The sequence below is a fragment of the Sedimentitalea xiamensis genome, assembly GCF_030164465.1.
In the GTDB taxonomy this organism is placed as follows: domain Bacteria; phylum Pseudomonadota; class Alphaproteobacteria; order Rhodobacterales; family Rhodobacteraceae; genus Sedimentitalea; species Sedimentitalea xiamensis.
Genome location: NZ_JASNJE010000026.1, coordinates 23,553 through 48,828 on the forward strand (window position 1 = coordinate 23,553; position 25,276 = coordinate 48,828).

25 protein-coding genes are annotated in these 25,276 nt (G+C 64.2%); 13 read left to right on the forward strand and 12 right to left on the reverse strand.

Annotated elements, in window-relative coordinates; all coding sequences use genetic code 11:
* Positions 1-2: 2 nt before the first annotated feature.
* The 6 genes from QO034_RS17370 to QO034_RS17395 form a co-directional block, all read right to left on the reverse strand.
* Positions 3-641 (reverse strand): glutathione S-transferase family protein, encoded by a 639-nt coding sequence (locus tag QO034_RS17370; protein WP_284486796.1) that lies wholly within the window; start codon positions 639-641, stop codon positions 3-5.
* A gap of 278 nt (positions 642-919) precedes the next feature.
* On the reverse strand, positions 920-2,059 hold the full coding sequence (locus QO034_RS17375; protein WP_284486797.1) for an acyl-CoA dehydrogenase family protein: 1,140 nt from the start codon (positions 2,057-2,059) through the stop codon (positions 920-922).
* A 9-nt stretch (positions 2,060-2,068) separates the two neighbouring features.
* Entirely contained in the window at positions 2,069-2,281 is a 213-nt protein-coding gene (locus QO034_RS17380; protein WP_284486798.1) for a hypothetical protein, read from the reverse strand.
* 64 nt (positions 2,282-2,345) lie between these two features.
* Positions 2,346-4,127 (reverse strand): acyl-CoA dehydrogenase C-terminal domain-containing protein, encoded by a 1,782-nt coding sequence (locus tag QO034_RS17385; RefSeq protein WP_284486799.1) that lies wholly within the window; start codon positions 4,125-4,127, stop codon positions 2,346-2,348.
* Between the two features lie 50 nt (positions 4,128-4,177).
* Entirely contained in the window at positions 4,178-4,579 is a 402-nt protein-coding gene (locus QO034_RS17390; RefSeq protein ID WP_284486800.1) for a MerR family transcriptional regulator, read from the reverse strand.
* A gap of 214 nt (positions 4,580-4,793) precedes the next feature.
* Positions 4,794-5,162 carry a MerR family transcriptional regulator gene (locus tag QO034_RS17395; RefSeq protein ID WP_284486801.1) on the reverse strand — a complete coding sequence of 123 codons (369 nt, stop codon included), beginning with the start codon at positions 5,160-5,162 and terminating at the stop codon, positions 4,794-4,796.
* Between the two features lie 123 nt (positions 5,163-5,285).
* On the opposite strand from QO034_RS17395, the gene QO034_RS17400 reads away from it, so the two are divergent.
* The 3 genes from QO034_RS17400 to QO034_RS17410 are packed head-to-tail and all read left to right on the forward strand — an operon-like array spanning position 5,286 to position 7,547.
* Positions 5,286-5,705, forward strand: coding sequence for a PaaI family thioesterase (locus QO034_RS17400; protein ID WP_284486802.1), 420 nt, complete (start codon positions 5,286-5,288; stop codon positions 5,703-5,705).
* Positions 5,705-6,226 (forward strand): PaaI family thioesterase, encoded by a 522-nt coding sequence (locus QO034_RS17405; protein WP_284486803.1) that lies wholly within the window; start codon positions 5,705-5,707, stop codon positions 6,224-6,226. The genes QO034_RS17400 and QO034_RS17405 overlap by 1 nt, the downstream gene beginning before the upstream one ends.
* The gene (locus tag QO034_RS17410; protein WP_284486804.1) at positions 6,219-7,547 is read left to right on the forward strand and encodes an MATE family efflux transporter; all 1,329 of its coding nucleotides are present in this window, start codon (positions 6,219-6,221) and stop codon (positions 7,545-7,547) included. The genes QO034_RS17405 and QO034_RS17410 overlap by 8 nt, the downstream gene beginning before the upstream one ends.
* On the opposite strand, the gene arsC is transcribed toward QO034_RS17410, so the two are convergent.
* The 3 genes from arsC to QO034_RS17425 are packed head-to-tail and all read right to left on the reverse strand — an operon-like array spanning position 7,544 to position 9,278.
* Positions 7,544-7,888: an arsenate reductase (glutaredoxin) gene (gene arsC / locus QO034_RS17415; RefSeq protein ID WP_284486805.1), complete on the reverse strand. Its 345-nt coding sequence runs from the start codon at positions 7,886-7,888 to the stop codon at positions 7,544-7,546. The genes QO034_RS17410 and arsC overlap by 4 nt on opposite strands.
* Positions 7,885-8,943, reverse strand: a complete 1,059-nt coding sequence (locus QO034_RS17420; RefSeq protein WP_284486806.1) for a quinone-dependent dihydroorotate dehydrogenase — start codon at positions 8,941-8,943, stop codon at positions 7,885-7,887. Before QO034_RS17420 ends, arsC begins: the two co-directional genes overlap by 4 nt.
* On the reverse strand, positions 8,940-9,278 hold the full coding sequence (locus tag QO034_RS17425; protein WP_284486807.1) for a DUF952 domain-containing protein: 339 nt from the start codon (positions 9,276-9,278) through the stop codon (positions 8,940-8,942). Before QO034_RS17425 ends, QO034_RS17420 begins: the two co-directional genes overlap by 4 nt.
* A 137-nt stretch (positions 9,279-9,415) precedes the next feature.
* On the opposite strand from QO034_RS17425, the gene QO034_RS17430 reads away from it, so the two are divergent.
* Entirely contained in the window at positions 9,416-10,993 is a 1,578-nt protein-coding gene (locus QO034_RS17430) for a bifunctional metallophosphatase/5'-nucleotidase (RefSeq protein ID WP_284486808.1), read from the forward strand.
* Positions 10,994-11,164: 171 nt separating this feature from the next.
* Positions 11,165-12,241 (forward strand): tRNA 2-selenouridine(34) synthase MnmH, encoded by a 1,077-nt coding sequence (gene mnmH, locus QO034_RS17435; RefSeq protein ID WP_284486809.1) that lies wholly within the window; start codon positions 11,165-11,167, stop codon positions 12,239-12,241.
* Here mnmH and selD read toward each other — a convergent pair.
* The gene (gene selD, locus QO034_RS17440; RefSeq protein ID WP_284486810.1) at positions 12,217-14,382 is read right to left on the reverse strand and encodes a selenide, water dikinase SelD; all 2,166 of its coding nucleotides are present in this window, start codon (positions 14,380-14,382) and stop codon (positions 12,217-12,219) included. The genes mnmH and selD overlap by 25 nt on opposite strands.
* Before the next feature lie 209 nt (positions 14,383-14,591).
* On the opposite strand from selD, the gene QO034_RS17445 reads away from it, so the two are divergent.
* From QO034_RS17445 to mdoH, 5 genes are all read left to right on the forward strand, one after another.
* Positions 14,592-16,211, forward strand: a complete 1,620-nt coding sequence (locus tag QO034_RS17445; protein WP_284486811.1) for a thiamine pyrophosphate-binding protein — start codon at positions 14,592-14,594, stop codon at positions 16,209-16,211.
* Between the two features lie 262 nt (positions 16,212-16,473).
* The gene (locus QO034_RS17450) at positions 16,474-17,844 is read left to right on the forward strand and encodes a tetratricopeptide repeat protein (RefSeq protein ID WP_284486812.1); all 1,371 of its coding nucleotides are present in this window, start codon (positions 16,474-16,476) and stop codon (positions 17,842-17,844) included.
* Between the two features lie 23 nt (positions 17,845-17,867).
* Entirely contained in the window at positions 17,868-19,112 is a 1,245-nt protein-coding gene (locus QO034_RS17455) for an OpgC family protein (RefSeq protein ID WP_284486813.1), read from the forward strand.
* Positions 19,109-20,611, forward strand: a complete 1,503-nt coding sequence (locus QO034_RS17460; protein ID WP_284486814.1) for a glucan biosynthesis protein — start codon at positions 19,109-19,111, stop codon at positions 20,609-20,611. The genes QO034_RS17455 and QO034_RS17460 overlap by 4 nt, the downstream gene beginning before the upstream one ends.
* Positions 20,608-22,482 carry a glucans biosynthesis glucosyltransferase MdoH gene (gene mdoH / locus QO034_RS17465; RefSeq protein WP_284486815.1) on the forward strand — a complete coding sequence of 625 codons (1,875 nt, stop codon included), beginning with the start codon at positions 20,608-20,610 and terminating at the stop codon, positions 22,480-22,482. Before QO034_RS17460 ends, mdoH begins: the two co-directional genes overlap by 4 nt.
* Here the strand turns inward: mdoH and QO034_RS17470 are convergent, their stop codons facing one another.
* Both QO034_RS17470 and QO034_RS17475 read right to left on the reverse strand, forming a co-directional pair.
* Positions 22,483-23,229 carry an alpha/beta hydrolase family esterase gene (locus tag QO034_RS17470; protein WP_321170024.1) on the reverse strand — a complete coding sequence of 249 codons (747 nt, stop codon included), beginning with the start codon at positions 23,227-23,229 and terminating at the stop codon, positions 22,483-22,485. It lies immediately after the preceding gene.
* Positions 23,230-23,305: 76 nt separating this feature from the next.
* Entirely contained in the window at positions 23,306-23,794 is a 489-nt protein-coding gene (locus QO034_RS17475; RefSeq protein ID WP_321170023.1) for a rhodanese-like domain-containing protein, read from the reverse strand.
* Positions 23,795-24,145: 351 nt separating this feature from the next.
* Between QO034_RS17475 and QO034_RS17480 the strand changes: the two genes are divergently transcribed.
* Genes QO034_RS17480 through mnhG form a run of 3 tightly spaced genes read left to right on the forward strand, consistent with a single transcriptional unit; the run spans position 24,146 to position 25,268 of the window.
* Complete coding sequence (locus QO034_RS17480) at positions 24,146-24,619, forward strand: Na+/H+ antiporter subunit E (RefSeq protein WP_284486816.1); 474 nt, start codon at positions 24,146-24,148, stop codon at positions 24,617-24,619.
* Entirely contained in the window at positions 24,619-24,906 is a 288-nt protein-coding gene (locus QO034_RS17485; protein WP_284486817.1) for a monovalent cation/H+ antiporter complex subunit F, read from the forward strand. The genes QO034_RS17480 and QO034_RS17485 overlap by 1 nt, the downstream gene beginning before the upstream one ends.
* 5 nt (positions 24,907-24,911) lie before the next feature.
* Positions 24,912-25,268 carry a monovalent cation/H(+) antiporter subunit G gene (gene mnhG, locus QO034_RS17490; protein WP_284486818.1) on the forward strand — a complete coding sequence of 119 codons (357 nt, stop codon included), beginning with the start codon at positions 24,912-24,914 and terminating at the stop codon, positions 25,266-25,268.
* The last annotated feature ends 8 nt before the right edge of the window (positions 25,269-25,276 follow it).

Here is a 25,276-nt window from a genome sequence, read left to right on the forward strand (position 1 = left end):
CTTCAGGCGCGGTCCGCTGGTGAGCCGGGCATAAGATCGTAGGGGGCTTTCCAGCCGGGTGTTTCGGCCAGGCGTGTCAGCCAGCTGTCGATATTGGGCCATTCGGCCCGGTCGAAACCGAACGGTTCCGGATAATAGAGGTAGCCGCAGCAGGACAGGTCGGCATTGGTGATGCCGTCGCCGACGATCCAGTCGCGCCCCTCCAGATGCGCATTCAGCAGGTCGTAGGCGGACTTGAGCCGGCCCTGGTTGAAGGCGATCACCTGGGCGGGGCGCTTGTCTTCGGGCAGGAAATTCATCAGGAACCGCGTCAGACCGGCCGTCGAACTGAGCTTGTGGTTGTCCCACAATACCCAGCGCAGGATCTCGTATTTCTCGTCGCGGGTCTTGCCGCCGAACCTGCCGGTTTTCTCGGTCACATAGGCCTGGATCGCGCCGGACTGGCCGGTCCGGAAATCGCCATCCACCAGCACCGGCGCCTCGCCGAGCTCGTTGATCTTCTCGCGATAGTCCGGCGTGCGGGTCTCGCCATTGAAGAAATCGACAAAGACCGGCTCCCAGTCGAGTCCCGACAGTTCCAGCGCCAGCGCCGCCTTGTAGGAGTTTCCGCTTTCGCCGAAGCAGTATAGTTTCATGGTCATGTGCTTGTTCCCCTCCCTGGGTGCATCTGTGTTCTGTCGGATTCGAGTATTTGGACAAAGATGAAGTCGCGATCTCTCCCGCGTAACCGCCCGTTAAGGTTCATGTGTCAATCCCTTGGTTGCGGTACAGGCTGGAGAGCCGATGACCGCCAAAGGTGAAGTCGCCCCCGTCCTGATGGCAGTCGCCCGGTGGCGGGGGCGCATTCGTTCTTCATCTTTGTCCAAATACTCCCGCCGGAGGCGTTCCGGAAGAGAAGGTTGCGGGCGCGTTTCCAGACTCAAAGCGACCTCGCAATCAGTTCCTTCATGATCTCGTTCGTGCCGCCGTAGATGCGCTGGACCCGTGCGTCCGTCCACATCTCGGCAATTGCGTATTCCTGCATGAAACCGTAGCCACCGTGCATCTGCAGACAGGCGTCCAGCACCTCGCCCTGTGTATCCGTCGTCCAGTACTTGGCCATCGCGGCCTTTTCGACGCTCAGCTGTTCCGCGATCAGATCCGCGATGCAATCGTTCAGGAAAGCCTCCGCCACGGCCAGCTTCGTCTTGCATTCGGCCAGTTGGAAACGCGTGTTCTGAAACTGGAGAAGATTGCCGCCGAAGGCTTCGCGTTCCTTGCAATAGGCAACCGTTCGTTCGACGGCGCCGCGCATTGCGCCGACGGATTCCGCTGCGATGATCAGCCGTTCCTGCGGCAATTGCTGCATCATCTGGAAAAAGCCGCGCCCCTCTTCGCCGCCAAGGAGGTTTTCCGGCGGGATTTCGACATTGTCGAAAAACAGTTCGGAGGTATCCGATGCGTGTTTCCCGATCTTGTCGAGATTGCGCCCGCGGATGAAGCCCGCAGCGCCTTCGGTTTCGACGGCAACCAGGGAAATTCCCTTGGCGCCCAGCGACGGGTCGGTCTTGGCCGCCACCAGGATCAGGTCCGCGTGCTGCCCGTTGGTGATGAAGGTCTTTTGCCCGCTCAGGCGATAGGCATTGCCGTCCTTCACCGCCTTCGTCCTGATCGACTGAACGTCGGATCCGGCCGAGGGTTCCGTCATCGCAAGTGCGCCGACCATCTCTCCGCGCGCCATTTTCGGGAGCCAGTTTTTCTTCTGTTCCTCGGAACCATAGGCCAGCACGTAATGGGCGACGATTCCGGAATGGATGCTGTTGCCCCAGCTGGCCAGGTTGGCCCGCGCCGCTTCCATCAGGATGACCGCCTCGTGTCCGAAATCGCCTCCCGCGCCGCCATATTCCTCGGGGATGGAGGAACACAGCAGACCGATCTCGCCGGCCTGCAACCATGTCGACTTGTCCATTTCGCCCTGGTTCCGCCAGCGCTCGATCTGCGGCACCCATTCGGCGTCAAAGAATCCCTTGGCCATTTCGGCCAGCATCCGGTGTTCGTCGGTCATCCAGGTGGGGGTCATGGGCGTTCCCTATTTCTTGCGGTTTTCGAGATCGGAGTTGAACAGCCGTAACCTGTGCCCCAGGTTTTCCGGGTCGATCACGCTGTTGAAGTTCTCGAACAGGAAGGACAGCGCCTCTCCTTCGTCCAGTCCGGCTTCGCTGGCGAAAGACCTGAGCCTGCGGTAGCCGTCTTCGGTCATGGCGACGGGAAAACGGCGGGTCAGGCGAAAGCGCTTGGGCATACCGGCCTCATGTGTGCGTTATTGTGATGCGCGGCGGAACATTGGGTCCCGCCGCGACAGGCGATCAGAAATTGACAGCGTCCAGGGCCATGACCGTATCCGCGCCGGTCTGGATGCGCGCCAGGTGCAGCGCCGTCGCCGGCAACTGTCGGGCCATGTAGTAACGCCCCGTGGCCAGCTTCGTCTCGTGGAACGCCGCGTCAGAGGCGCCGGCGGCCATTGCGTCCAGCGAAGCCCTGGCCATCCGTGCCCACATCAGGCCGAGGCAGACATGGCCGAACATGTGCATGAAGTCGGTCGAGCCGGCCAGCGCGTTGTTCGGGTTCTTCATGCCGTTCTGCATGAAATACATGCCCGCCGCCTGGAGGTCCTTGGACGCCGCCTTGAGCGGTTCGAGGAAGTCGCGGTCGTAGCTCTCGTCCTGGCCGGCAGTCTCCTTGATCCAGGACTTGACCAGATCGAAGAAGGCCATCACGTGCTTGCCGCCATCCTGCGCCAGCTTACGGCCCACGAGATCGAGCGCCTGCACGCCGTTGGCGCCTTCGTAGATCATCGCGATCCGGGCGTCGCGGGTGAACTGCGACATGCCCCATTCCTCGATATAGCCATGCCCGCCATAGACCTGCTGGGCCTGCACGGTCATGTCGTAGCCCTTGTCGGTCAGGAAGCCCTTGATCACCGGGGTCAGGAGCGACACGAGCCCGTCGGCGTCCTTGTCGCCATTGCGGTGGGCGCGGTCGATCATCGTCGCGCCCCAGAGGATGAAGGCGCGCGCGCCCTCGGTAAAGCTCTTCTGGTCCATAAGGCTGCGGCGGATGTCCGGATGCACGATCAGCGGATCGGCCGGGCCGTCCGGGTTCTTGGCACCGGTCACGTCGCGGCCTTGCAGCCGGTCCCTGGCGTATTCGACGGCGTTCTGATAGGCGGCGTCGGCCTGGGCCAGCCCCTGCATGCCGACCCCCAGCCGGGCCTCGTTCATCATGGTGAACATGGCGCGCATGCCCTTGTGTTCTTCGCCCAGCAGATAACCGGTGGCTTCGTCATAGTTCATGACGCAGGTCGAGTTGCCGTGGATGCCCATCTTCTCCTCGATCTTGCCGCAGGACACGCCGTTGCGCGCGCCCAGGCTGCCATCCTCGTTGACCAGGAACTTGGGCACGATGAACAGCGATACGCCCTTGATGCCCTCGGGGCCGCCCACGATCTTGGCCAGCACCAGATGGATGATGTTGTCGGCCATGTCGTGTTCGCCGGCCGAGATGAAGATCTTCTGGCCCGAGATCTTGTAGCTGCCATCGGCCTGTGGTTCCGCCTTGGTGCGCATCAGGCCCAGGTCGGTGCCGCAATGGGGCTCTGTCAGGTTCATCGTGCCGGTCCAGTCGCAGGACACCATGTTTGGCAGATAGGTATTCTTCTGTTCGTCGCTGCCATGGGCGAGGATCGCGCTGGCCGCGCCGTGGGTCAGGCCCTGATACATGGTGAACGCCTGATTGGAGGCCGAGAACATCTCGCCCACGGCGGAACCGATGACGGCGGGCATGTTCTGGCCACCGTATTGTTCCGGCATGTCCAGTCCGGGCCAGCCGCCTTCCTTGATCTTTTCGAATGCGTCCTTGAAGCCGGTCGGGGTCCGCACAACTCCGTTTTCGAGGGTGCAGCCCTCGGTGTCGCCCACCACGTTCAGCGGCTGCAACACTTCCGAACTGATCTTGCCCGCTTCTTCCAGGATAGCACCGGTGAAGTCCGGTTCCAGTTCGCCGTAGCCGTCGATGTCGGAGCCGGTGATTTTCAGCACATCGTGCAGAAGGAATTGCATGTCCTTTGTCGGTGCGGTGTAGCTGGGCATTTCGATTTTCCTGTTGTGTCGGTCGTTAGGTGTGCGTCGGGGTGTCGGGGCTATTCCGCGGCCTCGGATCGTTGTTCGGCGGAGGCGATCATCTTTTCGCCCCATTCCAACTGGTTCCTGAGTTCGACGATCGCCTCGCTCAGTTCATCGCGCTGGCGTTCCATGTCCGCCAGCCGCTTGCGGGCAATTTCATAGGTCCGCGCCAGTTGCGTGTGCTGCTGATCGCCGATGTGATAGAGATCGAGCAACTGCCGGATCTCTTCGAGGCTGAAGCCGAAACGCTTGCCGCGCAGGATCAGTTTCAGGCGGGCCCGGTCGCGCTTGGTGAACAGACGGCGCTGTCCTTCACGGACGGGAAACAGAAGCTCTTTGGATTCGTAGAATCGCAGGGTTCTGGGCGTCACGTCGAAAGCGTCGCACATCTCGCGGATGGTCATCATATCGTCGGTCATAACTTGCACTTTCAATATCCGTCTTGATGTGCAGTAGGTGAGGAAGGTCGCCGGCAATTGCAACAGGCGCTTGACGTTGACGTAACTTGAACGTCACGTCACTTTGATGAAACGGATGCGGGTTCAGGGTCGGCGTGAATAATTCTTGCCGCCGGTTAAAAACACGGTTGCACCAACCCGAAATTTCGGGCGACCCGGATCCGAAGAGAGAAGATCAGGGCACGTTTCGGGCCGTGTCGTCGCGCAATTCCTGCAACTCGCGCATCGCGACTTCCAGTTGCTGGCGCTGGATCTCGAGTTCTTTCATCTGCCTGTCCGCCATCTCGACAAATGCCTGCATCTGGGCGCTGGTGCCTTCCTTTTCATAGATGAGCAGCCACTGGCGGATTTCCTCGAGTTGGAAGCCGTATTTCCGCCCGCGCAGGATCAGCTTCATCCGGGCGGATTCGCGGGGTCCGTAGAACCGGGATCGTCCTTCGCGGTCCGGCCGGAGCAATTCGATGTATTCGTAATATCTCAGGGTGCGCGGCGTCACGTCGAACTTGGCGCACATTTCCTTGAATGACAGTCGTGAGTCAGACATGTGATCCTCTTCCCCAATGCATTGAGCGTAGGCACATGTGCGGTCAAGCGCAACAGGCGGGCTTGCCCTTTTGACGCAGCGCTTGTCATAAGGGCGCAGAGACAGACTCAGGAGCAATTGCACATGGTGGACAAGGTCAAGCTGGCGCGGCAGTTCATCGAGGCCATTCCGCATGCCCGTGCGATCAACATGCAGTTGACGGATATCGGCGACGGGCGGGCCGAGATACAGATGCCCTATGACGAACGGCTGATCGGCGACCCCAAGACCGGCGTGATCCACGGCGGCGCGGTTTCGGCGATGATGGACACCTGCTGCGGCGCCGCGGTGATGAGCCATCCGGCCGCGCCGGCCGGAACCGCGACCATCGACCTGCGGATCGACTACATGCGGGCCGCGACGCCGGGACAGACGATCCGCACATCTGCAACATGCTACCATATCACCCGGTCGGTGGCTTTCGTGCGCGCCACCGCGACGGATGACGACGCGGACCGGCCGGTCGCGACGGCGTCCGGCACCTTTACCGTGGAGCCGAAGTGATGGCGCGGACCAGACCCGAACCGATTCAGATCGTCAAGCAGAGGCGGGATGCGGCGCTGAACGCTCTGGTACACGGGGTGCCCTATATCCGCTTTCTCGGCATCGAATTCGACCGGCGCGGAGACGAACTGACGGGCATTCTCAAGTTCGACGACAAGCTGATCGGGAACCCGTTTCTGCCGGCGATCCACGGCGGCGTGACCGCCGCCTTTCTGGAAACCACGTCGATCATCACGCTCAACTGGTTCTATCTCTGGCCCGATATCGAATCCGGTGCCATCGACATCGAGCAGATGGCTGCGGGCAATCTGCCGCGCCTGCCCAAAACCATCGATTTCACCGTCGACTATCTGCGATCCGGCCTGCCGCGGGATGCCTATGCCCGCGCCACGGTGAGCCGCGCCGGGCGGCGCTATGCCTCGGTTCGGGTGGAAGCCTGGCAGGACAACCGGGAAAAGCCGTTCGCGCAGGCCACGGGCCATTTCCTGATGCCGCCCAAGACCGCGGTGCCGGGTGGCTGAAACAGGCGGTCAGATCACCCACCGCAGGGTTCTGAACATCGCCATCCCCATCGTGATCTCCAACGCGACGGTCCCGATCCTCGGGGTGGTGGACACCGGCGTCGTGGGGCAAATGGGCCTGGCTGCGCCCATCGGCGCGGTCGGAATCGGGGCGATCATCATCTCGTCGATCTACTGGATCTTCGGCTTCCTGCGGATGGGGACAACCGGCCTGACCAGCCAGGCGCATGGCGCTGGCAGAGGCGGCGAAGTCACCGCACTTCTCGTCCGGGCGATGCTGACCGGGGCCGCCGGCGGCCTTCTGATCATCCTGCTGCAATGGCCCTTGTTCTGGGGCGCCTTCCGGATTTCGCCGGCCTCCGAAGAGGTCGAAACCCTGGCGCGCGGCTACATGGCGATCCGGGTCTGGTCCGCACCGGCGGCGATTGCCATCTTCGGCGTGACCGGCTGGCTGATCGCGCTGGAACGCACCCGCGGCGTGCTCCTGCTGCAACTCTGGATGAACGGGCTGAATATCCTTCTGGATATCTGGTTCGTGCTGGGCCTGGGTTGGGGCGTGCAGGGGGTGGCTTTCGCGACCTTCCTCGCGGAATGGAGCGGCCTGGCGCTGGCGCTCTGGCTGTGCCGCGACGCATTCGCGAGCCCCGCCTGGCGCGACTGGGACCGGCTCTTCGATGCGGGCCGACTGCGCCGGATGCTGGTGGTCAACAGCGACATCCTGATCCGGTCGCTCATGCTGATGGGCATCTTCGTGTCGTTCCTGTTTCTTGGGTCGGATTTCGGCGACGCGACTCTGGCGGCGAACCACATCCTGTTGCAGTTCATCGAAATCACCGCCTATGCGCTCGACGGGTTTGCCTTTTCTGCCGAAACCCTCGTGGGTCAGGCGGTCGGCGCCTCCAGCATCGCCCGGCTGCGCAGAAGCATTTTCGTCGCGACTCTCTGGGCGCTTGTCGGCACCTTGCTGCTGTCCATCGTCTTCGCGGTCTGGGGCGGGGCGATTGTCGATCTCATGGCCAAGGCGCTCGAGGTTCAGGCCGAGGCGCGGATCTATCTGCCCTATATGGTGCTGGTTCCGCTTCTGGGTGTGGCCAGCTGGATGCTGGACGGCATTTTCATCGGCGCGACCCGCACCACGGACATGCGGAACATGTCCGTCCTGTCGACCGCGGCTTTTGTCGCGGCGGTCTTGATGCTGGTGCCCGACTACGGCAACCATGGTCTCTGGATCGCGTTCCTGTTTTCATTCGTGGCGCGTGCGATGACGCTTGCCGCGCGCTATCCCGCGCTGGAACGCGCGACGGAAGCCGGCGCGCTCTAGATCAGGTCGAGCACCCGTTCGGGCGGCCGCCCGATCACGGCCCGCGCGCCGGCGATCGCCACCGGACGTTCGATCAGGATGGGGTGATCCGCCATCGCCTGCATGAGGACCTCATCGGATGCCCCGCGATCCAGCCCGAGGTCCCGGAACAGTTTCTCGCCCGGCCGCATCATGTCGATGGCGCGCGGTTGGCCGAGCGCGGCGCGAATCTGCGCAATCTCGTCCAGCGACGGCGGGGTGTCGAGATAGCGCCGTTCCCGCACTTCCACGCCGCGATCCCTGAGGAGAGTCAGCGCCTGACGCGATTTCGAACAACGCGGATTGTGCCAGAATTCGATCACAGCCAGTCCTTTCGTTTGCTGCCGACGGCCTGTGATACCGAGTCAAACCCGTCGCGCGCAAGCAGCCGGTCAAGTCCGGTCACGATCTCCGCGACCATCGACAAGCCGCCATAGACCAGCGCGGTGTAGAGCTGGACCGCGCTGGCGCCCGCGCAGATCTTGGCATAGGCATCTTCGGCGGATCCGATCCCGCCGACGCCGACAAGGGGGATGTCGCCGTCCAGCATCTCGCTCAGCCGGGCCAGAACGCGGGTCGATCTGTCGAACAACGGCGCACCGGACAGCCCTCCCGCCTCGCCCCTGTGCGGGCTGCGCAGCCCGTCGCGGGACAGGGTGGTGTTGGTGGCGATCACCGCGTCGACACGGGTCGCGCGGGCGACCTCGGCAATGTCCCGCAATTCATCGGCCTGAAGGTCCGGGGCGATCTTCAGAAACACCGGCACCCGGCGGGTCAGCCCGTCGCGGGTGGCCATCACGCGTTCCAGAAGCGCGGTCAGGGCGGCCTTGCCCTGAAGGTCGCGCAGTTTCTCGGTATTGGGAGAGGACACGTTGACCGTGGCAAAGTCGAGATGCGGTCCGCATCGTTCCAGCACCCGCGCGAAATCGCCGGGGCGGTTGTCGCTGTCCTTGTTGGCGCCGAGGTTCAGGCCGATGATCGCGCTCGCGGGGCGGTGTTCCAGCCGCGCTGCAATGCGTTCCATCCCTTCGTTGTTGAATCCGAAGCGGTTGATCGCCGCGCGATCCTCGGTCAGCCGGAACAATCGGGGGCGCGGGTTGCCCGGTTGCGGGCGCGGCGTCGCGGCGCCAACTTCGATGAACCCGAATCCGGCACGCGACAGGGGGGCCAGCGCCTCGGCATTCTTGTCGAACCCGGCGGCAAGACCCACCGGATTGGGCAGGTCGATTCCCGCGATGCGGCTACGCAGGCGGTCGGAGGTCAGAGGTCCGGGGCACGGTGTCAGACCGGCGCGCAGCGCCCGCAGCGCCAGACCGTGGGCGGTTTCGGGATCAATCCGGCGCAGGGCGGCCAGGCCGGCCTTCTCAAGCAGGCTCACGCGAGGTCGTCCGGAAACATGTGCAGGCCATCGACCAGCGGCAAGGGCCTGGACCACGCGACATCTTCCAGCCGCAAGGGCCGGAAAAGATGCGGGAAGAGCGCGCCGCCGCGCGAGGGTTCCCATTTCAGCGCAGCCCCCAGCGCGTCCGGATCAACGGCCAACAGAACCAGCCCGGCCTCGCCGGAAAAATGCCGGGCCGCGGTTTCGGCAACCTGTGCGGCGGTCGAAAAATGCACGAATCCATCCGCCAGGTCGACAGGGGCGCCCAGAGTTTCGCCTTCGGTCTGCAAGGCGGTCCATTCCCCGGCCCGGAAGATTTTGTAGATCATCATACCGGGGTCATGCCCCGCGCGAATTTCCGGGTCAAGCCTTGTCGGCATTGCCGCGCTGTCTGCCTTTGACACGTGGCGAAAAGCGGCGCACGATCCGGAAAAAATCGCGATGCATCATCGACAACACGGAGAGACCCATGCCGAAACGACTTCTGACATGTGCAGCAATGCTGGGCCTGACGGCCGGCGCCGCGGCGGCGGACTATTCCTTGACCATCCTGCACACCAACGATTTCCATTCCCGGTTCGAACCGATCAGCAAATACGACAGCACCTGCAGCGCCGAAGACAATGCCGAGGGCAAGTGTTTCGGCGGGTCCGCGCGCCTTGTGACCGCGATCGCCGACGCGCGGGCGCGCAGCGACAATTCGATCCTCGTGGATGGGGGCGACCAGTTCCAGGGCACGCTCTACTACACCTACTACAAAGGCAAGGTGGCTGCGGAGATGATGAACCGGATGGGTTATGACGCGATGACCGTCGGAAACCACGAATTCGACGATGGCCCGGAGGTCCTGCGCGGGTTCATGGATTCGGTCGATTTCCCGGTGCTCATGTCCAATGCCGATGTGTCGCGCGAGGAACTGCTGGCCGGCCGGCTGGCGAAATCCACGGTGATCGAACGCGGCGGCGAGAAGCTCGGCCTGATCGGCCTGACCCCGGAAGACACGGTCGATCTCGCCAGTCCGGGTCCGAACATCACGTTCTCCGATCCGGTCGCCGCCGTTCAGGGCGAGGTCGACAGGCTGACCGGCATGGGTGTGAACAAGATCATCGTTCTCAGCCATTCCGGCTATCATGTCGATCAGCGGATCGCGGCAGAGACGACGGGCGTCGACGTGATCGTGGGCGGGCATTCCAACACCCTGCTCAGCAATGTCAGCGACCGGGCCGCTGGACCCTATCCGACGATGGTCGGTGCGACGGCCATCGTTCAGGCCTATGCCTATGGCAAGTTCCTCGGCGAACTCAACGTGACGTTCGATGATGCGGGCAATGTCGTGCAGGCCGTCGGCGAACCGCTGATCATGGACGCGACCGTGGCGCAGGACGACGCCACCGCGGCGCGGATCGCCGAACTGGCGCAGCCGCTGGACGAAATCCGCAACAGCGTGATCGCCTCCGCCGCGAGCCCCATCGAAGGCGGCCGCGACATCTGCCGCGTTCAGGAATGCGCGATGGGCAATCTGGTCGCCGAAGCGATGCTGGACCGCGTCGCCGACCAGGGGGTGCAGATCGCGATCGCCAATTCCGGCGGGCTGCGCGCCAGCATCGACTCCGGCGAGGTGACAATGGGCGAGGTGCTGACGGTCCTGCCGTTCCAGAACACGCTGTCCACGTTCACGATTAGCGGCCAGGGGGTGATCGACGCGCTGGAGAACGGCGTGAGCCAGGTCGAAGAGGTCCAGGGCCGCTTTCCGCAGGTCGCCGGGCTGAAATTCGTCTGGGATCCTTCGGTGGCGCCCAACGAAGGGCGCATCATCGAGGTTCTCGTGGCGACGGATGACGGTTTCGCGCCGATCGATCCGTCGGCCAGCTATACGGTGGTGACCAACGATTTCGTCCGAAATGGCGGCGATGGCTACAAGATGTTCACCGGGAATGACAAGAACGCCTATGACTACGGGCCGGACCTGGCGGATGTCACGGCGGAATATCTCGCCGCGAACATGCCCTATCAGCCCTTTACCGACGGCCGGATTGTCCGGAAGTAGCGCCAACCCGTCCGGCGGTGCGGTTTTCGTGATCCGTCCCCTGTCGGCTCCCGGTCTGGCGGCCCGCGGATCGGGAGGCTGACATGTGCGGCCGGTTTGCCGTGACCGCGCCTTCGGTCGCAACGCGAGTCTCGGCTTTCGCTGGCGCGCCTGCCGCGCTACAGGAACCGCATGTCCCAAAGCTATCAATCCCTGTCCGCCTTGCTGAACCACGGGTTCGATACCGTGATCGACGTGCGCAGCCCGGCGGAATTTGCCGAAGACCATGTTCCCGGCGCGATCAACCTGCCCGTGCTCAACAACGAAGAACGGGCCGAGGTCGGGACGATCTATGTCCGGCAAAGCCCGTTCCTGGCGCGCAAGCTGGGGGCGGCGCTGGTGTTCCGCAACGCCGCGACGCATATCGAAACCGCGCTCCGCGATCATGACGGCGGCTGGCGGCCGCTGGTCTATTGCTGGCGCGGCGGGCAGCGGTCCGGGTCCTTCACCTGGATGCTGGGGCAAATCGGCTGGCGCGCCGATGTGATCGACGGCGGCTACCGGGCCTACCGCAGACTGGTGAACACCGCGCTTTACAAGGCCGTCTTGCCACACCGGTTGGTCGCACTCGACGGCTATACCGGCACGGCCAAGACCGAATTCCTGCACATCCTGCGCGCGCGCGGGGTCCAGATGCTGGACCTCGAAGGCCTGGCGGGCCACCGCGGGTCGCTGCTGGGCGGTCTCGGGCAAAGCCAGCCGAGCCAGAAGGCTTTCGAAACGAAACTGGCGGTGGCGCTCGATGCGCTCGATCCGGCGCGCCCCGTGGTCGTCGAGGCCGAATCCAGCAAGATCGGGGCGCGGATCATTCCACCGAGCCTCTGGGACGCGATGAAACGGGCGCCGCGTATCCGGGTCGACGCGCCGCTGGACGCGCGGGCGGAGTATCTGGCGCGGGCCTATGACGATGTCTTGTCCGACACCCCGCGCCTGCAGTTTCTGCTGGACAAGCTGCGCGCGTTTCGCGGCAATGCGGTTGTCGATGGCTGGCTCGACAGGATCGCGGCCGGGGACAGGATCGGTCTGACCAGGGCGCTGATGCAACAGCACTACGACCCGTCCTACGACAAATCGGCCCGGATCGTGGGGGCGGATGTGCTGGCCACGGTCAAGGGGCAAAGCCTTGACCGCGACGGGCTTCAGGCCATGGCGTCCCGGATCGAGGCGATCCTCGACGGACTGCCTCAGCCGGCCGACAGGGATAGCTGACCCGGCTGGCCGGTCATGCTGCCAATCCGCGCCGCCGGATAGCCCGCCGCGCGCAGGCGGGACAGGAGATCGTCCGCTTGCGACGGCTCCACTGCCGCCAGCAATCCGCCTGCCGTCTGCGGATCGAACAGCAACGCGGCCTTGCCGCCGTCGGGCAGCGTGGGCACGAGCGACCTGTTTTCAGCAAAGAGCGATGAACGCACACCGGCTTCGGACATCTCCTCCGCGCCGGGCATCACCGGGACCGCCGCAAGATCCAGCAGCGCGCCGGTGCCCGAGGCGTCGCACATGCCATGCAAGTGCCCGGCGAGCCCAAATCCGGTTACGTCGGTCATCGCGTGCGCTTCCGACAGGATTGCCGCCGCCTCTGTCTGCATCCCGGACATCTGTTCGATGGCCGCAACGATCCAGCGGCCTTTGGCAAGTCCCGCCATGTCCGCCGCCATCAGAACGCCGCTGCCCAGCGGTTTCGTCAGGATGAGGGCGTCATCCGGCCGCGCCCCCGCAAGAGTGATCGGCGCGCGTTCGCAAAGGCCGGTCAGCGTGAACCCGATGGTCAGTTCGCTGCCGACCGAACTGTGGCCGCCGACGATCTCGGCCCCTGCGGCCTGCATGGCCGCATGCGCCGATTGCATGATCTCGCGGAGGGTCCGTTCCTGCAAGGCGTCCGACAGGCGCGGAAGGATGATGCTTGCGGTGGCCGCTTGCGGGGTGGCCCCCATCGCCCAGATATCGCCAAGCGCGTGCACTGCCGCGATCCGGGTCATCGCCACCGGGTCCTCGACGAACGCCCGCAGGTGATCGGAGGTCATCACCTGGCGCGCACCGCCGGTCAGCAACAGCGCCGCATCGTCGCCGGGCAGGGGGGTGATGTCCGGGCGATGGCCCGAGGGCTGCCACGCAATCGCCCGGCGCAGCGCCGAACGCCCCACCTTGGCCCCGCAGCCGCCGCACATCGGCTTGTCCCCCAGCGCCTTGTCCAACCCGGTCGTATGCACGGGCGGCAGTTCTGGCCCCTGCATCGCCGGCAGATCCTGGAACCGGCGCATGAACCTGCCGTCGATGTGATCCTTCCAGCGCCACATCAGCGGTCCGGACAGGGTCAGCCCGAAACGTTCGCCCAGAGCGCTTTTCCCACCAAGCGAAATCAGCTTGAGATAGTCCGCCTGCGGGCGGTAGCGGCGCATCCCGCCCTCCGCGAGAACCGCGCACAGGTTGTCGTAAAGAACGGGCGCCTGCCGCACCGCATAGACGCCCGCCTTGGGACGGGGAGAGCCGGTCATGTGGGCGCAATCCCCGACCGCGAAGATCGCCGGGTCGCTGGACTGCAGGGTGTCGCCGACCCGGATGAACCCGTCTTGCAGGTCGAGCCCGGTGTCGCCGAGCCAGCCATAGGCGCGGGCACCCGCCGCGCCGGTGGTGAAACCGGACGCAATCTGGGTCCCGTTAGCGAGAACGACTTCTCCGGCGCGGATCTCGCTGACCTCGACGCCTTCCAGAACCCTGACGCCGAGTCCCGCCATCTGTGACAGGATCCGTTTCCGCGCCGTTCCGCCGAGGGCGGACAGGGCGCCCGCCTTTTCGATCAGCGTTGTTTCAGCCTGTCGTCCCGCGGTCTTCAACGCGTGCGCCATGGCCATGACCAGTTCGGCCCCTGCGACGCCTCCGCCCAGTATCGCAACCTGCGCCGGGCCGGTTTCCTTCAGGAACGCTGCCCAACGCGCCGAAAACGGCCCCAGAGGCTTGGCGGGTATGGCATGGTCGGAAAACCCGGCAAGCTCCGGCATGTCCGATGTGATCCCGATATCGACAGAGCAGACATCGTAGGCGATCGGCGGCCGTCCCGGTACATGGATCACCCGGTTCTCGCGGTCGATGCCATCGGCGGCCCCGACGATGATCCGGGCGCCGGCGAACCGGGCCAGCCGGATCAGGTCGATATCAAGCTGCTCGCGGCGATAATGCCCGGCCACAAACCCCGGCAGCATGCCGGAATAGGGCGCGGTCGGACCCGGATTGATCACCGTGACCCGCGCGCCCGGCATCGGGCGCATACCCCATCTCCGCAGTACGAGCGCATGGGTGTGACCGCCGCCGATCAGCACCAGGTCATGAGTCAGGGGCAAGTCTCTCGTATCCATGCTGGCCCTTTTCTGTCCGCTGCCGCCTGCGTTGTCTATCAGCATCGCAAGACATGTGAAGGCCGGAATGTGACAGACGGTTTCGACCGCGCATGTCCGAAGACGGACGGAACACGAAACCGGCATCCCGGTCACACTGACGTGACAGGGGTTGCGGTGGCACTCTGGCTCGGCAATCTCCGCTACAGGCCCCAGACGGAGAGCGCCCGATGACCGCCCAGACAATTCGCGCCGCCGATCTCTTGGCTCAAAGGCTGTACGAGGCGGGGTGCCGTCGCGCATTTGGCATGCCCGGAGGCGAAGTGCTGACGATTGTCGATGCGCTGGAGACGGCCGGGATATCCTTCACGCTCGCCAAGCACGAGAACGCTGCCGGTTTCATGGCCGAAGGCGTGTTTCATCGCGATGGCGCGCCGGGAATTCTTGTGGCGACCCTTGGGCCCGGCGCGATGAATGGCGTCAACGTCGTGGCCAACGCCCATCAGGACCGGGTGCCGATGATCGTGTTGACCGGCTGTGTCGATTCCAACGAGGCCCTGACCTATACGCATCAGGTCATGGACCATCAGGCGGTGTTCCGCCCGATCACCAAGGCCAGCTATCGACTGACGGCGGCCGGGGCCGATACCATTGCCGACAAGGCGATCGCCATCGCCACGGACCCGCGTCCGGGTCCGGTGCATGTCGATGTTCCGATGGGCGTGGCGGATACGATGGTTCCGGCGATCAGAAAAACGCGACGCCGGCCCGCCAGCGCGACCGCTCCCAACGGGGCCGATCTGGCGCGGGCGCGGGAATGGCTGGCGCAGGCAGAACGGCCATTGGCGGTCATCGGGCTGGATGTTCTGAACGACGGGTCCGGATGCGTCCTGCGCGCCTTTGTCGAACATTTCGGCATTCCGTTCGTCACGACCTACAAGGCAAAGGGCATCATTCCGGAAGATCACCCGCTATGCCTGGGGGCCGCCGGTCTTTCGCCGCGCGCCGACCGGCACCTGCTTCCCCTGGTGGCGCAGGCCGATCTCGTCCTGGCGATCGGCTATGACCCGATAGAAATGCGGCCCGGATGGCGCGACGCCTGGACCCCGGAAACACAGAACGTGATCGACATCGCCGCCGTCGCGAACACCCATTACATGCACCAGGCCGGATTGAACTTCGTGGCGGATACCGGCGCCAGCCTCGAGGCGCTGGCGCAGAGCGTGAAGGCGCGGGCAACGTGGCCCGATGGGCAGCCGGACCGGGTCAGGGCCGCCTTGGCCGAGGCTTTCCCGCAGGACGAGGACTGGGGCCCGGCGGCAGTCATCGCGCAGGCCCGTTCGGTGCTGCCGCGGTCCACTCTGGCCACGGCGGACAGCGGCGCGCACCGCATCCTGCTGTCGCAGATGTGGACCTGCGCAGAGCCGCGCGGCCTCGTGCAGTCGTCGGCGCTTTGCACCATGGGATGCGCCGTGCCGATGGCGATCGGGATGAAACTGGCCGAACCGGATCGCCCCGTCGTCGGTTTCTCCGGGGACGCAGGGTTCCTGATGGTCGCAGGCGAACTGGCCACGGCGGCGGAGCTCGGAACCGCGGTGATTTTCGTGGTTTTCGTCGATGCGAGCCTTGCGCTCATCGAATTGAAGCATCGCCAGCGCCAGATGGCCAACCGGGGCGTCGATTTCGCGCGCCATGATTTTGCCGCCATCGGACGCGCGTTCGGCGGCCATGGTGTCACCGTTTCAAACCGCGCGGAACTGGACCGGGCGCTCTTGGAGGCCATGGCCGCCGATTGCTTTACCGTCATTGCCGCGGTGATCGAGGCCAAAGCCTACGACGGGCGCATCTGAAACCGACCGCTGCGCCGAGTCGCGTTGCTCCCCCGACCGCTTTGCGGGGAGTCGCCGTGGACGATCAGACCGTTCCACGCAGCGAACCCACGCCGAAATCCGCGGCAATCCGCCTGTGGCGGGGGCAACCGTCGGCGAAAATCCTCTCTTTGCTCACACGGGCCGTCACCAATGCGAGAGCGCCGGCATTATTCATTTTTGAAATATTCGCAGCCTGTTAAGTCCTGACAGCGGTGACGTCACCACGGAAATGGACCACTGAATGCAGCAGGATCTTTTTGGTCAACCGACCGGGCTTGATACATCCGATAGCCTCGCAGACTGGAATGCGGCGATGCTGGGATTCCTGGCGCATGCGGCCGTCACGCCGAAACACCTGATGGCTGTTCTCGCGGCAGAGCCGGGCTTTGCTCTGGGACATGCCGTCAAGGGGTTGTTCTACCTTCTGCTTGGGCGGCGCGAACTGACCGCTGTGGCGGAATCGGATCTGGCGGCCGCCAGGACGGCGATTTCGAAGCAGCGGGCCGGCGTGCGGGACACGCTATTCGTGCAAGCGCTGGAGGCCTGGCTGGCGGGATACCCCTCCCGATCCGTCAAATGCCTTGAGCGGGTTCTGAAGGCCGCGCCCGAAGATGCCCTTGCGATGAAGATGAGCCATGCCATCCGGTTCGTTCTGGGCGATCGCGCGGGAATGCGGCGATCGATGGAACGGGTGATGCCGGCCTATGCGCGGGATCATCCCGCGCATGGTTACCTTCTGGGCTGCCACGCCTTCGCCCTGGAAGAAACCGGCGACTACGAACGAGCGGAAATCGCCGGACGTCAGGCGCTCTGGACCGCGCCGGACGATGCCTGGGGGCTACACGCCGTCGCCCATGTGCACGACATGACCGGAAACGCGCGCAAGGGGCTGGACTGGCTGGCCGGGCGCGAAGGCACGTGGTCGCATTGCAACAACTTTCGTTATCACGTCTGGTGGCACAAGGCGCTGATGCATCTGGATCTGGGCGAGATCGACGCGGTGCTCGACCTTTACGACCGGGACATTCGCTGCGACAGGACTGACGACTATCGCGACATTTCCAACGCGACCTCACTGCTGATGCGGCTGGAACTCGAAGGTATCGACGTGGCCGGGCGCTGGAATGAACTGGCGGAGTTGAGTGCCGCCAGAACCGAGGATGGGTGTCTCGTTTTCGCGGACCTGCATTACCTGCTCGCATTGACCGCCGACAACCGGGAGACAGAGATAGCCGCGCTATTGCGCCGGATGCATCGTGACGCGGAGTCCGGATCGGACGAGATCAAGGTCCGCATGAGAAGTCCCGGCCTGAGCGTGGCGTGGGGGCTGGAAGCGTTCGGCGACTCGCGGTTTGCAGAGGCTTTCGTCCACCTGGCAAAGGCGAGGTCGACGCTGCACCTGGCCGGCGGCAGTCATGCGCAACGGGATATCTTCGAAAGGATGACCATTGACGCCGGCCTGCGCGCCGGGCTTCTGGACCAGGCAGAGGCCATGCTGGACGAACGGAGGGCGCTCCGGGCGGGCAGGGATGACGCATTTGCCGCAGCGCGGCGCGATTTGATCTCTGTCGGGCGCAGCCCGTCTGGTGCACATAGCGTGCTGGCGCGATGACCATACAAGGGCAAGAGATGAATATGACGACCCTTTCGTCCCGGACAGGATCTGCGGATGCCGCTGTTCCCGCAGCGACTCCCGTTTCCGTTCGGGACCCCCGGCTGGATTTCTATCGCGGCATCGCGATGTTCATCATTCTGGTCGCGCATATCCCGTTCAACCCGTGGAGCAACTGGATTCCGGCGCGGTTCGGGTATTCGGACGCCACCGAGATCTTCGTGTTCTGTTCGGGCATGGCCTCGGCCATCGCGTTTGGCGGCGCCTTCGTCAGAAAAGGCTGGGGCATGGGCACGGCCCGTGTCGCGTTCCGGGTGTGGCAGGTCTACTGGGCGCATGTCTGTCTGTTCTTCTTCGTCGCGATGATGATGGCCGCGCTGGACACCTTCGGGACGTTTGAAACGAACTATGTCGATTCGCTGAACCTCGGGCATTTCTTCGATGACCCGATGCGCCAGATCGTCGGCGTTTTCACGCTGACCTACGTGCCCAACTATTTCGACATCCTGCCCATGTATCTCGTGGTGCTGGCGATGATGCCACTGTTCATGGCGCTCTCGGGGCTCGGCTTCGCCGCGGTCGTTGCGGCCAGCCTGGCGATCTGGTTCGGGGCGAATGCCGGAGTGCTGGATTTGCCCGCGGAAAGCTGGTCGGACCGGGAATGGTTCTTCAACCCGTTCGGCTGGCAGCTGCTGTTTTTCACCGGCTTCGCCTTCATGCGCGGGTGGTTGCCGCCGCCGCCAGTGTCGCGGGTCCTGGTCTGGACGAGCCTGGGATTCCTGGTTCTGTCGGCGCCGTTCGGGTCCTGGAAGGTCGTGACCTGGCTCGGCGCCATCAGCCCCGATCTCGGGGCCGCGATTCGCGAAATCTGGACGCAGGTAGGCGCATCCGAGAAGGCCACGGGGTTCAGCCTGCGCGACAAGACCGATTTTGGCGTCTTGCGCTACCTGCATTTCCTGTCGCTGGCCTATCTGGCCTGGGTCGCTGCCGGGGAAGGCGGCAGGCGGCTCCGCGCCAGCGGAACTGGATTGGCCGCGAAAATTTGGCGTATCTTGTTGAAAATAGTTATGAAAGTTGGACAGCAGTCATTGGCTGTCTTCGTCTTCTCGATGGCGGCGGCGCGGTTCCTGGGATTTGTTCTGGATCAGGCCGGACGCGGCCCTGCGACAGTTTTGCTCGTGAATCTGGCGGGGTTTGCAATGATCATCGCGGTTGCCTATATCGCCGCTTGGTTCAAGTCTCAGCCCTGGCGGAGCAAGCGCGCATGACACTTTCGCGCAGACAATTTCTGGCCACCACATCGGCTTTTGCATTGGCAGGGGCCGCGGGAGCTTCCACAGCCCAACACGCGTTTGACCGCGACTATGTGATCGCGCTGGCGCGCGAGATGGCCGCATCCGACTACCGGGCGCGAGACATGGTGCCCGAAGCCTGGCGCGACCTCACCTACGAACAATATAAGCTGATTCGCTTCCGTCCCGAGGCGGCGCTGTGGTATGGCACCGACACGCCGTTCAACGTCGATTTCTTCACGCCCGGTCTTTATTTCCCGCGCACCGTCAAGGTCGAGACCGTCGAAGGCGGCACGGCGACTCCGGTCGCCTTCGATCTCGCGATGTTCGAGAAATCCGACTCGGTGCCGGAACTGCCGGTGGACGAGACGCTCGGCTTTTCCGGGCTGCGCCTGCGCACCGAAATGCACCGCCCCGGCCTGACCGACGAATTCTGCGTGTTTCAGGGGGCGAGCTATTTCCGGGCCATCGGGCTCGATCAGATCTATGGCCTGTCGGCCCGTGGCCTCGCGCTGAAGACCGGCGATGCCGAGGGCGAGGAGTTTCCCGATTTCATCCGGTTCTGGCTGGAACGTCCAAACCCGGAACAGCGCAACATGATCGTGCACGCCCTGATGGACAGCCCCAGCGTCACCGGCGCCTACCGCTTTGACATCACGCCGGGACCGGCCTGCGTGATGGAGGTCGAGGCGACGCTGTTTGCCCGGAAAGAACTCCACCATGTCGGACTCGGTCCGCTGACCAGCATGTTCCTGTTCGACGAAACCAACCGTGACCGTTTCGACGATTTCCGCCCGGCGGTGCATGACAGCGACGGGCTGATGATCTTCAATGGCGCAGGAGAAATCCTGTGGCGCGCGCTCGCGAACCCGAAACATCTTCAGGTGTCGTCGTTTTCCGATAGTGCGCCGCGCGGTTTCGGGTTGATGCAGCGGGCGCGCAGACTGTCCGACTTTGCCGATCTGGAAGCGCATTATCATCGCCGTCCAAGCCTTTGGGTCGAACCGAGGGGCGATTGGGGGCAGGGGGCGGTGACGCTCGTGGAAATCCCGGCGGATCAGGAAATCTATGACAATATCGTGGCCTACTGGCGTCCTTCCAATAGCTACGAGGCCGGATCGCAGGTCGATCTGGCCTATCGCCTGACCTGGGGCGCGCAGGCGCCTGTCGCCGTGGATCTCGCGCGCGTCGTCAACACGCGCATGGGCGGGCATCTGCGCGGCGGGCGCATCGCCACCGTCGATTTCGGGCCGCATCCGCTGTTCGAAGACGGGCCGGAGGCGCTGACGGTGCATGTCAGTTCGCCGAACGTGGAGACCAGCGCGGGGATCCTTCAGCACAATCCTGAAACTGGCGGGCTGCGCCTGGCGTTCACCTTCGATCCGGGCGAACGGCAGAGCGTCGAACTGCGGGCGCAGCTTTTGAAGGACGATCAGATTGCCAGCGAAGTCTGGCTCTACCGGTGGACCTCATGAGACCCGATCTGCACATCATGCCGGCAAAGGCGCCCCTGCCGATGCCGGTGCAGGATTTCCAGGTCGCGTTTCACGACCGGGACGCCCCGGACCAGGTGCCGCCGCGGCGCATCGGGCTGTGGCGCAGCCTGGCCTTCAGCCCGGCGGTTCTGGTCATGCTGCTGCTGATCTGGGTGATCTGGGGATGGTTCAACGATCAGGGCATCAACGTGATCGAGGCCGTCCTGATGATCCTGATCGGGTTCAACTTCTTCTGGATCGCCTTCACGGTCAGCACGGTCGCCCTGGGACTCGTGTCACTGGCGCAGCGCGAAGCGCGGGTCCGTCCGGGGCGGATCGAACCGCTTCGGGTGGCGTTGCTGATGCCGGTCTACAACGAAGTGCCCTGGTATGTGCTGGGCAACGCCCGGTCGATGCTCGAGGAGCTGCGCGCCCGCGGCGGCGCGCACCGCTATGACATGTTCATCCTGAGTGACACGCAGGACGACGCGATCGCGGCGCAGGAACAGGAAAGCGTGCTGGCCCTGCAGGCCTCCCTGTCGCCCGGTCTTGCGCTTTACTATCGGCGGCGCAGGCAGAACACCGATCGCAAGGTCGGCAACATCGCCGACTGGGTGTCCAACTGGGGCGCCGCTTATCCGGCGATGCTGGTGCTGGACGCCGACAGCCTGATGACGGGCCGGGCGATCCTGCGTCTCACGGATGCGCTGGCGCGCGATCCCGGCGCCGGGCTGATCCAGAGCTTTCCGCAGCTGATCGGCGCGCAGACCGTGTTCGCGCGCATGCAGCAGTTCGCCAACGGCGTCTATGGAGCGGCCCTCGCCGAAGGGGTGTCGCGCTGGTGCGGGCAGGACGGCAACTATTGGGGACATAACGCGATCATTCGCACCGCGGCTTTCGCGTCCTGTGCCGGGCTGCCGCATCTGCGGTCGCGGCTCGGGCGGGACAAGCTGATCATGAGCCATGATTTCGTCGAGGCCGGATTGCTGCGCCGCGCCGGGTGGAGCGTCCGCTTTCTGCCCCGTATCCGCGGCAGCTATGAGGAAACGCCGCAGACGCTGATCGACCATGTCCTGCGCGACCGCCGCTGGTGCCAGGGCAACCTTCAGCATCTGAACCTGCTGCGGTCCCGCGGGTTCAGGTCGATCTCGCGGTTTCACATGCTGCACGGGGCGGTTGGATATCTGATGTCGCCGATCTGGTTCGCTCTGCTGGTCATGTGGGCGCTGATCGGCGTCGGCGAGGACGCCAGCGTGCTGACCTATTTCAGCGAAACCAATCCGCTGATGCCGACCTGGCCCGAGATGACCGGTTCCCGCCACGTGATGATCGTCGTGCTGATGTATGCGATGCTGCTGGCGCCCAAGCTCATGGCCATCGCGGCCCTGCCCCTGACCGGATCCCGCTTCGGTGAATTCGGCGGCGGCTGGCGTTTCGCGCTGTCCTTCGTGTCGGAGGTGGTGTTGTCGGTGGTCTACGCGCCCATCCTGATGGTGCAGCAGATGATCGCGGTGTTTCGGACCCTGCTGGGCCTTCAGCGCGGATGGTCGCCGCAGGCGCGGAGCGGCGGGCGATACGGTCTGGGCACGCTGCTTGCCTGCCATGCGCTGGAAACCGCGAGCGGCGCCGCGCTGGCCGCCGGGATCTTCGCGGGGCTGGTGTCTCCGTGGTTGCTGCCGATCGCGTTCAGCCTGCTGTTCGCGGTGCCGTTGTCGGCGGTCAGCGGCCTGTCGATGCCTGCCCGCGCGCGCGGATGGATGGGAACCCGGGAGGTATACCGGGAACCGCTGATCACCCGTGCGGCACAGCATTACCGCAATGAACTGAAATCCGTTCTGGACCGGGCGACCGTGGCGGCCCCCGCCGAGTGATCAGTTCCGGGGCTGGCTCTCGAACCAGCCGAGCACCATATCGGCCCATCCGTCCGGAACCGTATGGCCACCGGCGAACAGCGCCAATTCCAGCGCGCTGCCGGGCGCGCAATCCGACCAGACCCGGCGCCAGAACGGACCGGTTTCCGAATAGGCGGAGGGTTTTTCGTCAGGGCAGGCATTCGCCGCCCGCCACAGTTCCAGCCCGGCGAAGATGTCGCCTTGCTGAAAGCGCTTGTTGCGCAGATAGCGGCCTTCCAGCGGCACGGTCGCGTCTTTCCATCCATGCGTATGAAACAGGCGGATCGGCCCGGCGCAGGTGGCGGGTATCGGACGCCAGAATCCGCCCGCGACCGGCGCATAGGCGGCGAATGCATCGGGCTTGGCGCAGGCCAGATAGTTCACCATGAACCCGCCGGCCGAGAACCCCGCCAGGATCACTCGATCGGTATCTATCCCGAACCGCCGGGCGGCGTCATCGACCACGTCCTGAAGGAACGCGGCTTCGTCCCGACCGTCCCGGCCGGGAAGGAAATTCCAGCTTCGGCCGCCGTTCCCGCCGAACTGCCGGGCACCAGTGGGGGCGAGAACCGCGTAGCCCCGCTCCAGCAGCGACTGGACGAGCGCGCCGTTGCCGATGACATGTGCCCGGTGCTTCCCGCGCCATGCAGGAAAACGACCGCCGGAACGCGGTCGCCGTCGTGGCCGGGAAGGCTGGCATGGTAGTCGCCGTCGGGCAGCGCGCAGGGGGAAGGGCCTTCAAGCCCGCATCCTGCCTGAACCGCAGAACCAAAGACCCAAGCGCAAAGCGCCAGAAACCGGATCATTCGGAATGACCCGCATGGTGTTGCACCGGCAGCCCCAGGGCCAGCCAGCCCGGTCCGGCGCTGGACCCGAGCATGCCTTCCGGCACATTCAGCACGTTCTCGAAACCGGCGGCGGTCAATCGTTCGCCCAGCTTCGCCGAACGCACCCCGCGGGCGCAGATCAGGGCGATTGCCCTGGCCCGGTCGTGGCCTGCCGCGGCGAGAAGCGCGCCGGAAAAGTCCGGCCGCCGCATGTCGATCGCATGCGCACCGTCGGGTATGCCGGTTCTTTCCCATTCGTCCGGGCGGCGGATGTCGATCAGCAGAACCGAACCGTCGCGCGCTTGCCGGTGCGCTTCGGCCACGTCGAGACTGGCTCCGGAGTAGGTCGGCCGGAGGAAAACGGAATAGACCGACAGCCCGCCGGCGGTAGCCAGGAACAGCAGGCCGATCAGGGTGCGTCGGCGGTCGTGTCGGGTTCTGGCGGGCGCAAGTTCCTTGTCCATCAGAGCGCGTGTCCCGGTTGCGGCCATTCCGCTCTATCACAATCCGCGGCGATTGCCGCATCCGGCGTGCAAAGGCCGGATCAAGTTGTCGTCAGCTTGTCTGTGGCAATCATGAAACGGGTGCGATAAACCAAAACAGCGGGCCATTTTGTATCGCTTATGTGTTTGCGATTTCGGGATGGATCGTGCAGGTTTGTGAAACATATGCGGCGCCGGAAGGTTGCACGCGGCTATTGGACTACGTGCGAATCGTGTTCAGCGGTTCGCGCGAAGCATAAAAACGACATCATCCAAATGCAGGACACGCTGCTTCCGGATGGGGATTGAAACGGGGGGCACCGGTTGCGCAGCTTGGGAACAGCGATTGTTCTTTCGGGTCTATGGCTCCTTATGTCGGGCCTCTACAAGCCGCTGATTCTCGGCTTTGGCGCAGCATCGGTGGCGCTGGTCGTTTATGTCGTGCACAGAATGGACAGCCTCGACGGGGATCGGGTGCAGGTGCAGCTGAAGCCGCTGGCCCTGCTCGGATATTGCGGATGGCTGCTGGTCGAGATCGCCAAGGCCAACTGGGCTGTCACCAAGATCATCCTGTCGCCGAAGATGCCGATCGGTCAGCACCTGTTTTCGGTGCCCTGCTCGCAAAGGACCGACCTTGCCCAGGTGATGTTCGCGAATTCCATTACCCTGACGCCCGGCACGCTGACGGTGGAAACCGATGTCGGCTATTTCCTGGTGCATGCGCTCGCCTATTCGCCCGAGGACATGGACGCGCTTGCGGATATGGACGCGCGGGTCAGCGCCGTCGAGCGCGCGGAGGCCGCCTGATGTTCGCCCTGGCCGCCATTGCCCTGTTCATCGCGATGATCCTCGTGCTGATTCGCCTCTTCGCCGGCCCGTCGCTTTATGACCGGGTGCTGGCGCTGAACTCGTTCGGCACGCATACGGTGCTGTTCATCGGGGTTCTCGGGTTCCTGAATGGACGCCCGGATTTTCTCGATATTGCTCTGCTTTATGCGCTTATCAATTTCGTCGGGACGATCGCCATCCTGAAATTCTTCCGCTATCGCGCCATCGGGGACATCCCGCGCAAGGCACTGGAAGACGAGGGTTGATCGACATGGACACCGTCATTCAAGTCCTCAGTTGGGTCTGTATCGTTTCCGGCTCCTTTTTTGCGATCGTCGGCGCTGTCGGCATCCTGCGCTTTCCGGACTTCTGGTCGCGCCTGCACGCGGCTTCGATCAGCGACAGCGCGGGGGTCATTCTTCTGCTGGTCGGAATGGCGTTGCAGGCCGGACTGACACTGGTTTCGGTCAAGCTTGGCCTGATCCTGTTGTTCCTGTTCATCACCGGACCGACCTCCACCCATGCGGTTGCCAATGCGGCACTGGTGTCCGGTCTCAAGCCAAGGCGGTCTTCGGTCGATGCCAACGATCCGAAGACCCCCGAAGACGACAAGGCGGGTTCGAGATAAACATCTTC

What these genes read in the sequence shown, in the direction of transcription:
- QO034_RS17370 (WP_284486796.1), bottom strand. Translation starts at nt 641, where the DNA reads ATGACCATGAAACTATACTGCTTCGGCGAAAGCGGAAACTCCTACAAG.
- QO034_RS17375 (WP_284486797.1), bottom strand. Translation starts at nt 2,059, where the DNA reads ATGACCCCCACCTGGATGACCGACGAACACCGGATGCTGGCCGAAATG.
- QO034_RS17380 (WP_284486798.1), bottom strand. Translation starts at nt 2,281, where the DNA reads ATGCCCAAGCGCTTTCGCCTGACCCGCCGTTTTCCCGTCGCCATGACC.
- QO034_RS17385 (WP_284486799.1), bottom strand. Translation starts at nt 4,127, where the DNA reads ATGCCCAGCTACACCGCACCGACAAAGGACATGCAATTCCTTCTGCAC.
- QO034_RS17390 (WP_284486800.1), bottom strand. Translation starts at nt 4,579, where the DNA reads ATGACCGACGATATGATGACCATCCGCGAGATGTGCGACGCTTTCGAC.
- QO034_RS17395 (WP_284486801.1), bottom strand. Translation starts at nt 5,162, where the DNA reads ATGTCTGACTCACGACTGTCATTCAAGGAAATGTGCGCCAAGTTCGAC.
- QO034_RS17400 (WP_284486802.1), top strand. Translation starts at nt 5,286, where the DNA reads ATGGTGGACAAGGTCAAGCTGGCGCGGCAGTTCATCGAGGCCATTCCG.
- QO034_RS17405 (WP_284486803.1), top strand. Translation starts at nt 5,705, where the DNA reads ATGGCGCGGACCAGACCCGAACCGATTCAGATCGTCAAGCAGAGGCGG.
- QO034_RS17425 (WP_284486807.1), bottom strand. Translation starts at nt 9,278, where the DNA reads ATGATGATCTACAAAATCTTCCGGGCCGGGGAATGGACCGCCTTGCAG.
- QO034_RS17430 (WP_284486808.1), top strand. Translation starts at nt 9,416, where the DNA reads ATGCCGAAACGACTTCTGACATGTGCAGCAATGCTGGGCCTGACGGCC.
- mnmH (WP_284486809.1), top strand. Translation starts at nt 11,165, where the DNA reads ATGTCCCAAAGCTATCAATCCCTGTCCGCCTTGCTGAACCACGGGTTC.
- selD (WP_284486810.1), bottom strand. Translation starts at nt 14,382, where the DNA reads ATGGATACGAGAGACTTGCCCCTGACTCATGACCTGGTGCTGATCGGC.
- QO034_RS17445 (WP_284486811.1), top strand. Translation starts at nt 14,592, where the DNA reads ATGACCGCCCAGACAATTCGCGCCGCCGATCTCTTGGCTCAAAGGCTG.
- QO034_RS17450 (WP_284486812.1), top strand. Translation starts at nt 16,474, where the DNA reads ATGCAGCAGGATCTTTTTGGTCAACCGACCGGGCTTGATACATCCGAT.
- QO034_RS17455 (WP_284486813.1), top strand. Translation starts at nt 17,868, where the DNA reads ATGACGACCCTTTCGTCCCGGACAGGATCTGCGGATGCCGCTGTTCCC.
- QO034_RS17460 (WP_284486814.1), top strand. Translation starts at nt 19,109, where the DNA reads ATGACACTTTCGCGCAGACAATTTCTGGCCACCACATCGGCTTTTGCA.
- mdoH (WP_284486815.1), top strand. Translation starts at nt 20,608, where the DNA reads ATGAGACCCGATCTGCACATCATGCCGGCAAAGGCGCCCCTGCCGATG.
- QO034_RS17475 (WP_321170023.1), bottom strand. Translation starts at nt 23,794, where the DNA reads ATGGACAAGGAACTTGCGCCCGCCAGAACCCGACACGACCGCCGACGC.
- QO034_RS17485 (WP_284486817.1), top strand. Translation starts at nt 24,619, where the DNA reads ATGTTCGCCCTGGCCGCCATTGCCCTGTTCATCGCGATGATCCTCGTG.
- mnhG (WP_284486818.1), top strand. Translation starts at nt 24,912, where the DNA reads ATGGACACCGTCATTCAAGTCCTCAGTTGGGTCTGTATCGTTTCCGGC.